General features: G+C 62.1%; 11 protein-coding genes and 1 pseudogene. 5 read left to right on the forward strand and 7 right to left on the reverse strand.

What is annotated here, in order from left to right:
• From ABIT12_RS15335 to ABIT12_RS15345, 3 genes and pseudogenes are all read right to left on the reverse strand, one after another.
• A pseudogene (locus ABIT12_RS15335) lies at window positions 1–320 on the reverse strand (carbohydrate ABC transporter permease); the annotation flags it as partial.
• Window positions 321–373: 53 nt separating this feature from the next.
• Window positions 374–1,258, reverse strand: a complete 885-nt coding sequence (locus ABIT12_RS15340) for a sugar ABC transporter permease (protein ID WP_348041982.1) — start codon at window positions 1,256–1,258, stop codon at window positions 374–376.
• Window positions 1,259–1,268: 10 nt separating this feature from the next.
• Window positions 1,269–2,423, reverse strand: coding sequence for a Gfo/Idh/MocA family oxidoreductase (locus tag ABIT12_RS15345; RefSeq protein WP_348041983.1), 1,155 nt, complete (start codon window positions 2,421–2,423; stop codon window positions 1,269–1,271).
• 403 nt (window positions 2,424–2,826) lie between these two features.
• On the opposite strand from ABIT12_RS15345, the gene ABIT12_RS15350 reads away from it, so the two are divergent.
• The 3 genes from ABIT12_RS15350 to ABIT12_RS15360 all read left to right on the forward strand — a co-directional run bounded on the left by ABIT12_RS15350 (window position 2,827) and on the right by ABIT12_RS15360 (window position 6,113).
• A complete protein-coding gene (locus ABIT12_RS15350; protein ID WP_348041984.1) occupies window positions 2,827–3,321 on the forward strand; it encodes a hypothetical protein in 495 nt (164 codons plus the stop codon).
• Between the two features lie 201 nt (window positions 3,322–3,522).
• Window positions 3,523–4,680 carry an MFS transporter gene (locus ABIT12_RS15355; RefSeq protein WP_348041985.1) on the forward strand — a complete coding sequence of 386 codons (1,158 nt, stop codon included), beginning with the start codon at window positions 3,523–3,525 and terminating at the stop codon, window positions 4,678–4,680.
• Window positions 4,680–6,113, forward strand: coding sequence for a M81 family metallopeptidase (locus ABIT12_RS15360; RefSeq protein ID WP_348042024.1), 1,434 nt, complete (start codon window positions 4,680–4,682; stop codon window positions 6,111–6,113). Before ABIT12_RS15355 ends, ABIT12_RS15360 begins: the two co-directional genes overlap by 1 nt.
• Here the strand turns inward: ABIT12_RS15360 and ABIT12_RS15365 are convergent.
• Complete coding sequence (locus tag ABIT12_RS15365; RefSeq protein WP_348041986.1) at window positions 6,110–6,787, reverse strand: helix-turn-helix transcriptional regulator; 678 nt, start codon at window positions 6,785–6,787, stop codon at window positions 6,110–6,112. The two genes, ABIT12_RS15360 and ABIT12_RS15365, sit on opposite strands and share 4 nt — an antisense overlap.
• A gap of 270 nt (window positions 6,788–7,057) precedes the next feature.
• Between ABIT12_RS15365 and ABIT12_RS15370 the strand changes: the two genes are divergently transcribed.
• Window positions 7,058–7,531, forward strand: a complete 474-nt coding sequence (locus ABIT12_RS15370; protein ID WP_348042025.1) for a VOC family protein — start codon at window positions 7,058–7,060, stop codon at window positions 7,529–7,531.
• A gap of 24 nt (window positions 7,532–7,555) precedes the next feature.
• Here the strand turns inward: ABIT12_RS15370 and ABIT12_RS15375 are convergent, their stop codons facing one another.
• From ABIT12_RS15375 to ABIT12_RS15385, 3 genes are all read right to left on the reverse strand, one after another.
• On the reverse strand, window positions 7,556–8,863 hold the full coding sequence (locus ABIT12_RS15375) for a glycoside hydrolase family 28 protein (protein WP_348041987.1): 1,308 nt from the start codon (window positions 8,861–8,863) through the stop codon (window positions 7,556–7,558).
• Window positions 8,860–9,948 carry a sn-glycerol-3-phosphate ABC transporter ATP-binding protein UgpC gene (locus tag ABIT12_RS15380; RefSeq protein WP_348041988.1) on the reverse strand — a complete coding sequence of 363 codons (1,089 nt, stop codon included), beginning with the start codon at window positions 9,946–9,948 and terminating at the stop codon, window positions 8,860–8,862. The genes ABIT12_RS15375 and ABIT12_RS15380 overlap by 4 nt, the downstream gene beginning before the upstream one ends.
• Window positions 9,949–10,064: 116 nt before the next feature.
• Window positions 10,065–11,261 (reverse strand): ROK family protein, encoded by a 1,197-nt coding sequence (locus ABIT12_RS15385; RefSeq protein WP_348041989.1) that lies wholly within the window; start codon window positions 11,259–11,261, stop codon window positions 10,065–10,067.
• Window positions 11,262–11,427: 166 nt separating this feature from the next.
• On the opposite strand from ABIT12_RS15385, the gene ABIT12_RS15390 reads away from it, so the two are divergent.
• Entirely contained in the window at window positions 11,428–12,510 is a 1,083-nt protein-coding gene (locus ABIT12_RS15390; protein WP_348041990.1) for an ROK family protein, read from the forward strand.
• Window positions 12,511–12,515 lie beyond the last annotated feature (5 nt).

The raw sequence follows: 12,515 nt of genomic DNA on the forward strand, positions 1-12,515 counted from the left end.
CCACGACCCGGGAACGGGAAGCGGGCGAAGGCATAGGCTGCGGGCACCACCAGGATCAGCACGATAATGGTGGCGACCGAGGAGATGAACAGCGAATTGAAGATATAGCGGCCAAAGCCGGGCACCGATTCCCACATGGTGAAATAGGCGGTCAGCGAGCCATTGGACGGCCAGAAGCTGTAGGGCGACGTAAACAGCGCCGACAACGGCTTCAGCGAGACCATGAAACCTTCAATGAACGGGGCCAGCACGAAGAACAGGAACACCGCAATGCCGGCATAGATGCCGATCATTTCGTACCACTTGTAGCGGTCGATCATCGGCTTGGGGGCGCGGCCGGATTTCCTGCGCGGCACGATCGGGGCGATCTCGGTCATGCCTTTTCTCCGGTATTGATCTTTCCGACGACGCGGAAATAGGCCAGGCAGAACAGCGACAGGAAGATACAGATCATGACGGCGCGGGCAGCGCCTTCGCCATATTTGTAGGAGCCGATGGCGGTCTTGTAGGTGTCGATGATCATGGTGGTGGTAGAGCCGGTGGGGCCGCCACGGGTCAGGATCCAGATGATGTCGAACGAGTTGAACGTGGCGATCAGCGACAGCATCGACATGGTGACCATCGCCGGAACGATCATCGGAATGGTGATGCGGCGGAAGCGATAAAAGCGGCCGGCACCATCGGTCCAGGCAGCCTCGTAGAGATCGCGCGGAATCGATTGCATGGCGGCCAGCAGGTAGATGGTGACCAGCGGCACGCCGATCCATACGTCGGTGACGATGGTGGCCCAGAACGCGGTTTCGCCATAAGCCAGCCAGGCGACGGGGCCGTGGGTGAGGCCAAAATTCTGCAGCAGCCCGGAAATCATGCCGAACTGGCCATTATACATCCAGCCCCACATGAAGATGCCGATGGCCATCGGCACGATCCATGGCGGCATGGTCAAGACGCGGAACAGCGCGCGGCCGGGGACGGCGGCGTTGAGCATGGTGGCGCCCAGAGTGCCGATGACCATTTTGATCAGCACCGAAAAGAAGGTCCAGATGAAGGTGCGGATGATCACCTGATCGAAATTGGCCTTGAAGATCTTCTGATAATTGAACCAGCCAACCCAGCTATAGGTCGGCTTCAGCGCCGCATTGGTGAAGCTGAGATTGACCGTATCGACCAGCGGATAGGCGACGATCCCGATGATGTAGAGCAGGGCGGGAGCCAGCAGGGCGAAGGCGAACAATGAAGCATTGCGGTTCCCTGTCATGGCGGCGCTCCTATCGGTGCTTGCCGAGGGCGGCGTCGAAGCGCTGCCAGATCGGGGTCATGTCGATGACGGTTCGGGTTCGCATCGCCTGATCCATGGTCAAGGCGAGCAGCCCCGCTTCGAGCGCATCCACCACCGAAACCGGCAGCGGTACGCCTTCGAGCATATGCTTGAGAATGTCCTCGGCCATCTGTTCGTCAGCGCCATAGTGCTGGGACAGGCCCGAGGTCTTGTAGGTGGTGTCGACCAGACGATCCGAGGTGCGGCTATCGGTGACGCGCAGGAAATTGCGGATGAAGTCGCCTTCGGCCATGCCCTGGGCGCCCATCACCGCAAAGCGGCGGAAATCGTCGGGGACATTGAGATTGGTGTGAAAGGTCAGCGCGGCGCCGTTTTCATACTGCACCATGGCGGTCTGGAAATCGATGATGTCGCCATCGCTGTCGAACACCTTGTCCGACCCCATCCAGCCGCTGGGCTTGCGATGGTACACTTCCATGTCGTTGATGCCGGTCTTGGCCGGGGCGTTCTTGGGAATGAAGGTGCGGCGGCCACCAAAGCTCGAGACATATTTGGGGCGGCAACCCATGACGCCATTGTAGAGATCGATATCGTGGCAGCATTTTTCGAGCATGAAGCTGCCCGAGTATTTCTCGTAGCGGCGCCAGTCGCGCATGAAGAATGCGCCGTGATAGGGCGGAATGTGCTCGGAGGCTTCGATCGAGGTGATATCGCCCAGCAGGCCTTCGGCCTGCGCCTTGCGCAGATCGACATAGAGCGGGGCATAGCGCAGCACCAGGCCAACCATCAGATTGTCGGAGCCGAAGCGGGCAATCAGTTCGCCCAGCGCCATGGTATCCTCGACCGAAGTAACCACCGGCTTTTCGGTGAAAATCTTGAGGCCGCGCTCGAGCCCGATGCGGATGTGCTCAAGGTGCAGGTGGTTGGGCGAGCCGACCATCAGCAGGTCAAGCTGTTCGCCATCAAGCATGGCATCGAGCGATTCATAGGACTTGCCGACGGAAACGCCATGTTCCTGCGCATAGGGCAGGCCGGCCGGCGCAGGGTCAACATAGGCGACGACATGGAAATCGTCACGGGCGGCGGAGAACACCCGCGCCAGATAACCCAAACGATAGCCGAGGCCGATAATGCCAACCCGCATGAATGCCCGCACCCTGTTTTTAGTCCGCCATTCTCTTGCTGGAATGGTGTGGAGTTCTGTAAACTATTTTCAAGACTAGGATCGTCTCGTTCCTCATGTCAACATTATTTCGCAACCAATTCAATACCAATTTAAGCCACCCCGAATTTGCGCGAAAAATAGGCACAAACGCCCAAAATCTGGGCGTTTACTGGCGCATAAATGTGATTTAGAGTGTGGACAAACCTCGACAAAAGGCGTCGATGTTTATTTTGGTATTAGGTTGGCACTGTCGCCTGTTGACCGGCACAGTGCTCCGAATGAAAATTTCAGACAAAATCACCAGCCGCAGGCCAGGGGTCTGCGGGGACCCGCACAGCATCACCTTAGCCCTCGCGCCCGACACACGAAAGCTGCAACGACCATGAGCATTTTCAATAATCCGTTCCCCCAGGATGCCGATCGCAGCGCCATCTGGACCATGCTGGTGGAGCGCGACATCACCGCCTATGTCGCCGGCGACTGGTCACTGGTGGATGGCGATTTCGTCAAGGAAGGCTTTCTGGGCATCGATGGCGCCAAGTCGGACAACCCCGACGGCTGGAAGATCAGCTTCCCGACGCTGGATGCCTATAGGCGTGAATGGCTGCGCCAGGCCGCCGAGGGCGCCAAGGTCGAGTATGCCGAAGACGTCACCGCTGGCATCAATCGCGCCACGACGCTGACCAATATCGAAATCAACGGCGATATCGCGGTGGCGCACAAACAGTTCGATGGCGAGATCGCGCTCGGCAACGGCGGCAAGGACGTGCTGAACTGGCAGACGGTGTATTTCTGCCGGCGGGTTGATAGCGTGTGGAAGCTGACAGGATTTATCGGGTATCTGCCGTTCCCAATGGGTACGCCAATTAAGGTTTAAGCGCATACCGGTCCCGCACCTCCCCCTCGACGGGGAGGTTGGGAGGGGGTGTGCGGAACCCCGATATATGGGCCAGCCGACCCCCACCCTTGATCCCTCCCCGCAAGGGGGAGGGTGACGACTGAGAGCCAATGGGTCCTTAACTCCTCGGACTCGAAAAGGTAAATCATGCCATCGTTTTTCACCCCTCAGCGTTTGACCATGCTGATCTTTTTCATGCAGCCAATTGCTTTCGGCAGCTGGCTGCCGCGTATTCCGGATGTGCAGAATGCGCTGAGCCTCGGGCCGGCAACGCTGGCCATCGCGCTGCTCGGCCTGCCCTGCGGGACGCTGCTGACATTGCCGTTTGCCGGGCCGCTGGTTGGACGGATCGGGGCGAAGTCGGCCATTGTCTATGGCTTTATGCTGTATTGCATTGCGATCAGCCTGCCGGGCTTCGCCATGAGCCTGCCGGTGCTGTTCGTGGCGCTGATGCTGGCCGGATCGTCGATCTCGTTTGTCGAGCTGGGCCTTAATGTCATGGCCGACCGGGTCGAGAAGGAAACCGGCTCGGTGATCATGAGCACCTCGCACGGCTGCTGGTCGCTTGGCATCATGGCGGGCAGCGTCATTGGTTCGCTGCTGGCGGGCGCCGGCGTGGAAGCGCGCTGGGCGATCATGGGGGTGTCGATTGTTTCACTGCCGATTGCGCTGCTGATCGCCGGCCAGCTGCATGACTATGGGCCCGAGCAGCACGTTGCGGCGGCTGAACAGCGTTCGGCCTGGAGCCCGCCAAGTTGGGCGCTGCTGGGCATTGGTGCGTTCGTGTTCGGCATCACCATAACCGAAGGCGCCATGGCCGACTGGTCGGCGGTGTTCCTGCGCAATGCGTTCAGCGCGCCACCGGCGGAAGCAGGTATCGGCTATTCGGTGTTTGCATTCCTCGTGGCCACCGGCCGGTTCGGCGGCGATTCCCTGCGCAAACGGTTTGGCGGGGTAACGCTGGCGCGAGCTTTTGGGCTATTGGCGCTGGTGGGCGTCGGGATTTTGCTGGTTGCGCCGACGACGATGATCGCGCTGATTGGTTTCGGGATCGTGGGGCTCGGGGTTTCCGTTGGCTTCCCGCTGGCGGTGACGGCGGCGGCGAGCCTGACCGACCGGGCCTCGTCGGGCAATGTGGCGATCCTGTCGTTCATTGCCCTGGTTGGCTTCCTCGTCGGGCCGCCGGTCATCGGCTTCATCGCCGAACATGTGGCGATCCGCATCGGGTTGGCCGCGCTACTGCCGGTGCTCGCACTGAGCCTGGTCACGACCGGTCGGCTGGTGCCGAGCCGGCCGCAGATCGCCGATCCTCAAGCCAATGTACCGGGAGTTTTATGATGCGCATTGCCGTTGCCGGGCTACACACTGAGTGCTCGACCTATAATCCGGTACTGGCGCGCGAAGCCGATTTTCGCGTGCTGCGTGGACCGTCGATGCTCAAGGATGGCTATTTCGATTTCCTGACGCATTTTCCGGCCGAGTTCATCACCATAATGCACGCCCGCGCCATTGCCGGCGGGCCAGTGGAGCGCGGCATTTATGAGCGCTGGAAGGCCGAAATCCTGATCGGGCTGCGCGCTGCGCTGCCGCTCGATGGGGTGTATCTGGCCATGCATGGCGCGATGTTTGTCGAGGGGCTGTTTGATGCCGAGGGCGATTTCATTGCTGCAGTGCGCGGCGTGGTCGGGCCGGAGGTGCTGATTGCGGCCAGCTATGATCTGCATGGCAATGTCAGCCAGCAGATCGTGGATAACCTGGATATGTTCTCCACCTATCGCACGGCGCCCCATATCGACGTCCCCGACACCATGCGCCGGGCCGTGACCATGCTGGTGCGGGCGCTGCGCAATGGCGAAAAGCCGTCGATCGTCTGGGCTCCGGTGCCAGTGCTGCTGCCGGGCGAACGCACCAGCACGCAGGATGAACCGGCGCGCAGTTTTTACACCCAGTTGCATCAGGTCGAAGAGCCAGCGGGCATCTGGGATGCGTCGTTTCAGGTTGGTTATGTGTGGGCCGATGAGCCGCGCGCCACGGCGTGCGCGGTGATCACCGGCACCAATCGGGCCGCGATGGAAACGGCTGCAGCAGTGCTGGCGCAGAATTATTGGGACATCCGCGCGCAGTTCGTGTTCGGCGCCAAGACCGGCAGCATTGCCGAATGCGTCGATTGGGCGATGACGGCGCAGACCACACCGGCGGTGATCGCAGAGTCTGGCAATAATCCCACCGGCGGCGGCGTCGGCGACAGGGCCGAAGTGCTGAGCGAATTGCTGGCCAAGGGCGCAGAGGGCGTGGTGTTTGCCGGCATTGCCGATGCGCCGGCCACGGAAGCCGCCTATGCGGCCGGGGTCGAGGCGATGGTTGAGCTGACCATTGGCGGCAGTCTTGATCCGTCGAGCACGCCGGCCAAGGTAACTGCCGAAGTGGTGTTCCTGCTCGATGCGCCGGAGCCACGGTTGCGCGAGGCGGTGCTGCGGATCGATGGGGTGGATCTGGTGATCACCGCGCGGCGGCGTCCGTTCCACAACATTGCCGATTTTACCAGGCTCGGGCTTGATCCACGCTTGGCAAAAATCATCGTGGTCAAATCGGGTTATCTGTCACCCGATCTGGGGCCGCTGGCCAATCCCAGCCTGATGGCACTGTCGCCCGGCGTGGTCGACCAGTTCGTCGAGCGGCTGGAACGGTTGCACAAGAGTGGCAAGACCTATCCGTTCGACAAGCAGTTCGACTGGAGCCCGGTGGTGATCGCTTCGGCGCGGTCGCGCTAGAACAGCCCGCGCCGGATCACTTCGGCGACAGTATGGGTGCGGTTCCGGGTTCCCAGTTTGGCGGCGATGTTATCGACGTGCTGGTTGACCGTGCGGGGCGACATGGTCAGCGCCGCCGCGATTTCCTCGGAGGTCATGCCTTCGGCGCACAGGCTCATCACGTGCTGTTCACGCGGGGTCAGCGATACTGGGCGCAGCGTCGTGATCGGCGGCAATGAGCGCACCTGCGAGAACAGATTGAAGCAGATGACTTGCAGCGTCATGGTTTCGGCAGGGTTGAGCACTCGCTCGCCGGAAAAGCTGGCTATGCCCTTGGTCTGGTGATCGAGCGTGATCGGGACGATGGTGCAGATGAAAAAATCATATTGCCGGGCGACGCCGGCCCGCGGGTCGTCATCAGGGACCCGCAGCGACTGGACGCCGCCCTGGGAGACGATTTCGGCCAGCGAACGGCTGATCGAACGGGTGCCGCCAGCGGTCACGGCGGTCCACCAGTCAAAGCGAACCCGGTCACTGTCCCAGAGATTGATGATGCCCGGTTCATCACCGAATTCGAGCAGGTAGCCGCTGCGATAGCCCAGGCTTTCGGCCAGATTGCCGAGCACAAGCACAATATCGGCATCGGTGCGGATGTCGTGGATCTGTTTCAGATAGCGTTCAACGAGCGCAAGCACTGTATGCCCCTTGGCTGCTGCGGGCGGCATCCAAATCCAACGGTAGAGTGATTTGGGTCGCTGGGATATCCGGACAAGTATCAACAGCAGCTTTGGCGTGGGTGGCAAGCGCCCCCTCGAGCTTGAGCCGGCATGGATTTGATCCGGGCGCGGAACGCCGTGAGGTGCGAATGCATTTTAGAGATTGAGCGCAGCACTGGCGCCCGATCAATCCGGAATGGCCTGAACCACGCCATAATCGGCTTTGCAGTGAAGGGATACGCAATGGCTATCGCCAAGAACACCATCTGCATCTGGTACGACAACGACGCGGAGGGCGCAGCCCGCTTCTATGCGGCGGTCTTTCCCGATAGTTCGGTCGGCGCCGTACACCGCGCCCCGGGCGATAATCCATCCACCAAGGCTGGCGCGGTGCTGGTGGTCGATTTTACGGTCTGCGGTATCCCCTGCATGGGTCTGAATGGCGGCCCGACGTTCAAGCAGAGCGAAGCGTTCTCGTTCCAGATCGCTACGGACGACCAGGAGGAAACCGACCGCTACTGGAACGCTATCGTTGGCAATGGCGGTCAGGAAAGTGAATGTGGCTGGTGCAAGGATAAATGGGGCGTCTCCTGGCAAATCACGCCGCGCACCCTGACCGAGGCGATGGCCGTCGGCGGCGCCGAAGCAAAACGCGCGTTCGACGCGATGATGACCATGCAGAAAATCGACGTCGCCAGGATCGACGCCGCCCGTCGCGGTTGAGACGAGGCGGACGCCGGAAATCGTTCAGTCGACGATGATGACCGCGTCATTCCAGCCTTCGGGCAGTTGCTTTGGTCGATGGATCTCAACACCGAGCAACTGCAGATCGGAAATGCCGGGCGCGTATAGGCCCGGCATGCCGCCGGGATAGGGAACAAGGCCGATGATGGCGCCGTCCTGGCCGCGAATCCAGGCGTTTGCCCGCCCGGCAAGGTGGCCGGCTGGCGCGAGATCGGCCGCGGTTGGCCGCATGTCACAGTAGCGTCCGGTACCGAGCTTGCCCGGTCGCTGGAAGATTTCGATACGTGACAAACGTACGTCGGAAATCTGTGCCTGACCTGTGGAGACGATGTTCAAAGCGCCTTCCATGGAGCCGGTAATGTCCTCAAAGACGATGCCGCTGATGGACCCCGCCGGCCGATCAGCGCGCCGATCGGCAAGGGTGATGGTCAGTGCCTCGCCGGAGCCCCAGAAGCCATCGGCGGTTTCGTGGCAATCGAGGCTGATCCGGGAAAACCGCACATTGGTAATGGCGCCGCCGTCGCGCGAGAAAATGCCCAGCGCGCGGTTTGAGCGCAGTACCTGGCAGTCTTCAAAAACGACGTTGTCGAAGTCACCGAAGCTCTCGGTGCCCAGCTTGAGAGCGCAGCTCTGGCTGGCCACCTGGCAATTGCGGACGGTAATATTGCGGCACACCCCGATGGTGTCGCCTTGCCTCGATGTCTTGAGACAGACGCCGTCATCGGCCGTGGCGATAGAGACATTTTCAACGATCACATCGCTGCAACTGTCGATCACCAGGCCATCGGTATTGGGCAGGCGCTCGTTGTTGATCACGGTGACGCGCGTCACCGACACGGTTTTGCAGGCCACCAGATGCAGCGTCCACATCGGGGAGTCTTCGATCGTGATGCCGTCCAGCCGCACGTCACGGCAATTTTCAAACACCAGCACGCGCGGCCGATGCTGTGCCGGGGTGAAGGTGCCGACGCTGGAGTCCTCCCCCACGATGTAGGCCTGGCCGGGCGCGAAGATGCGTCCAGGGCCGGTGATGGCGATGTTGGTGGCACCTTTGGCATAAAGGATGGCGCGATCAGACCCTTCGGCGATGACCCCGGAGATGTTGCCGGCATAGGCATCGTAGTCGGGGACGGGTTTTAGAACTGCGCCGGCCGCGAGGTGCAACTCGACACCCGATCGCAGCACCAGCCCCCCGGTGTTGTGCTCCCCCTCGGCCAGGGTAACCCGCCCGCCGCCGGCGGCTGCGGCCGCATCAATGGCCGACTGGATGGTGGCGGTGGCCAGCGCCTCCGTCGCCGTGATCAGGCTCATTTAAGCGCCGGCAAGGTGGCGCTGGTGTCGGTGCGGAACACGTGGACCAGTTCGGGACTGACGGCAAGCGACAGGGTTTGGCCGGGCTCGAATTTGCGGTGATCGGGAATATGCAGGATGATTTCGTCGGCGGTGCCGGCCATGGCGCCATAGATGTAGGTCTCGGTGCCGATGCTTTCAGCGTAGTTGACTGTGAAGGCCGCACCGGGTCCATCGACCAGGCGCAGATGCTGTGGGCGAATGCCGATTTCGAGCGCCGCGCCTGCAAGCAGACCCGCAGTATCAACCGGAATTGCGAGAACGCCGAACCCGGTGGCCTCGATCTCGGCTGTCGCGCCCGCCGTTTTGAGAATTGCCGGGAAAATGTTCATGCTGGGCGAGCCGATGAAGCGGGCGACGAATTTGTTGGCCGGACGCATGAACAGTTCCTCGGGCGAACCGAACTGCTCGACGAGGCCGGCATTGAGGACGGCGATGCGGTCGGCCATGGTCATAGCTTCGATCTGGTCGTGCGTCACATAGATCATGGTCGCCTTGAGGCGCTGATGCAGGCGGGTGATCTCGGCGCGGGTCTGCACGCGCAGCGCCGCGTCGAGGTTGGACAGCGGCTCATCGAACAGAAAGACCTGCGGATCGCGCACGATGGCGCGGCCGATGGCGACACGCTGGCGCTGGCCGCCCGACAGATCGCGCGGGTAGCGTTCGAGATAGGGCTCCATGGCCAGCATGCGTACGGCCTCGAGCACCTTGGCTTCGATTTCGGCCTTGGACAGCTTGAAGTTCTGCAGGCCAAAGGAGAGGTTTTCGCGCACTGTCATATGTGGATAGAGCGCGTAGGACTGGAACACCATGGCGATGCCGCGCTCGCCCGGCGACAGGTTTTCCACATCGCGCCCACCGATGCGGATATGGCCGCCACTAACCTGGTCCAACCCGGCGATCAGGCGCAGCAGCGTCGACTTCCCGCAGCCCGATGGCCCGACAAAGACAACGAATTCGCCATCCTTCACCTCAAGATCAACGCCCTTGATAATGACGGTCTCGCCAAAGGATTTGCGCACCGCGTCGAGCTGCAAGGAAGCCATTTGTGTATTCTTTCTGCGGACAAGGCAGGCTCCCGCCTGCAAGAATGCTGTTGGGAAAACTGCCCTACCGCTTTTCATTCGTCAAGATGACGAACGAAATGAATCGCGAGGCGCCGCTACTGGCGCAGGGTAGGCAGGCCAATGCGGCCGGGCAATTCGAGCGACGAGAAGAGCGAGTTGTGCATTTCGCCCAAAGATATGGCGGTGGCCCCCAGCACCGTGGCGCGCGGACCGAGGCGGCCGGCCTCCACCCGGATCGGACGGCGCTGCACTTTGGGCATCATGGCGTCGATCAAGGCGACCAGTTCGGGGCGCGCGCCAATATTGCCGCCAAACACCACACGGTCCGGATCGACCACCGAGGTAATGGTGAGCACGACCAGGGCCGCGATGCGGGCGGTTTCCTCAATCGTGCGCCGAGCCGCTGCTTCGCCGGCATTGAAGCGATCAAAGATGTCGCGCATCGAGGCTGCGCCATCGCCGGACAACAGCTGGTAGCGCTCCTTGATGCCAACGGCGCCGATGGCGCTTTCAAGCGCGCCGCGGTCGAGGCTGGACGCTGCGTAGGGGTCGCCCCCCAGCGGCAGATAGCCGATTTCACCGGCCGCCAAGCCACTGCCGCGCAACAGCTTGCCATCGATCAGAATGCCCAGACCGACGCCGGTGCCCAATGACACGAAGGCGAAATGGTTGTCGGCGTTCTCGCCGGCTTCCCAATACTCGCCCAGCGCGGCGGCATTGACGTCATTTTCGAAGATCACCTGGCATTCGAGAGCGTCGCGCAGTTGCGAAGCGAGATCGACAGCACGGATGCCGGGCAGATTTGGCGCCAGATCGAGATGACCCTGCGGGTTCATCACACCGGGCGTTGCCACTGTTGCGATCTGCACCCGGTCGGCGGGTGCATCGGCGGCCTTGAGCAGGCTGGCCTTGAGCGCGCGTGCCTGTACGGCGAGCTGGCCACCCCGGCCATCCGCAGCAAGTTCATGTTCGGCCACGATGGTGCCGCTGATGTCGGACAGAACACCGCGCAGGGTGCTGGCGCCCAGATCGAGGCCCAGTGCAAAACCGGCGCGGGCATCAATGGCGTAGCGCACGGCGGTGCGCCCGACTCCGCCGGAAATGATGCCGCTTTCGCGCACCCAGCCCCGTTCGGCCAAGACCAGCATCACCTCGGAAATGGTTTGCTTGGAGAGCCCGGTCGAGCGCGACAGGCTGGCGCGGGAGGCCGCCCCATCGCGGAGCAGCCGCTCCATGACAGCACGAACCGAAAGCTGACGCAGGACGGGCGAGGTGGTGAAACGCTGGTTCACGGGCGGCAATTTCGATTGGTTCCGGACCCTGCCTAACTCGGCGTGTTTAGCCACAGTGTCAAGTGCGTGCCCGCTGTCCTTGCCCCGAGCGGTTCGCGACAACGCGCTTGACAATGCGCCGCCAACCTATTTCATTCGTCATGCTTACGAACCAATTGAGGGTAGAGTGTCTCGTTCCAGCCTGCTGAGCGCCATCGATGCCGCGCTCGCCAACCCCGAAAAGACCAGTGGAGAGGCCGGAGCACAGGCCGAGGCGTTGCTGTCTGACGCCGGCTGGCTTGCCGGGTCGTCGCCCGCTGGCGGTCTGGTGATCGGACTCGATCTGGGTGGAACCAAGCTGTTAGGCGCCATTGGCACCGCCAATGGAGCAATCCTGCTGGAGCGTGAGGCGCCGACGGAAAGTGCTGCTTCGGGCAGTGCGCTGGAACAGATATCGGCCATGGTCGAGCAGCTGCTGGTCGCAGGTGGCATCTCCAGGCCCCAGATCGCCCAGATCGTTGTCGGCGTGCCCGGCGTCGTTGCCGCCGACGGCAGCGTCAGCCTGTCGCCCCATGTGCGGTTTCCCGCCGGCCAGTCGTTGGCAAAGGCGTTGATTGAGGCCACGGGCCTGCCGGTTTTTGTCGAGAATGACGTCAACATTGCCGCCTATGGTGAGTACCTCGCCCAAGGTGACAACGGCTCCGGCACGCTCGCCTTTGCCGCGCTCGGCACCGGCATTGGCATTGGCCTGATCGTGGATGGTTGCATTGTTCGTGGCACGCACGGGGCGGCCGGCGAGATCGGCACCATGCCGTTCGGCACCGATCCGCTGGCCGCTGCTGCTGCCCATCCGGGTGGCGCGTACGAGGCCGCAGTGTCCACTGGCGGGATTATGGCCCGCTATTCGCAGGCTGGCGGGCAGGCGAGTTCGGTCCGCATTATTTTCGAACGCGCCGAGGCGGGAGAGCCGATGGCGGCAAAAGTCATAGACGCCAGTCTTTACAATCTGGCCGTGGGTCTGGGGGCCGTTGTCGCGCTGCTCGACCCCGGCGTGATCGTGCTCGGCGGCGGCATCGGGGCGCGGCCCGGGGTGGCCGAACAGGTCAGCGTCTGGCTTGGCAAACTTGTGCAGACTCCTTGCAGGGTGAGTGCCAGCCAGTTGGGCGCCCGTGCCGGTGTGATCGGGGCGTTGGCGCAGGCACGCCACCTGGCCAAGCTGGCGCTGGTTGCAACCGCCGAGGGTGAAATTTCCGAAGGGGCAGGGCGATGAGCCGG

It is taken from the genome of Devosia sp. (assembly GCF_039927955.1).
In the GTDB taxonomy this organism is placed as follows: Bacteria; Pseudomonadota; Alphaproteobacteria; order Rhizobiales; family Devosiaceae; genus Devosia.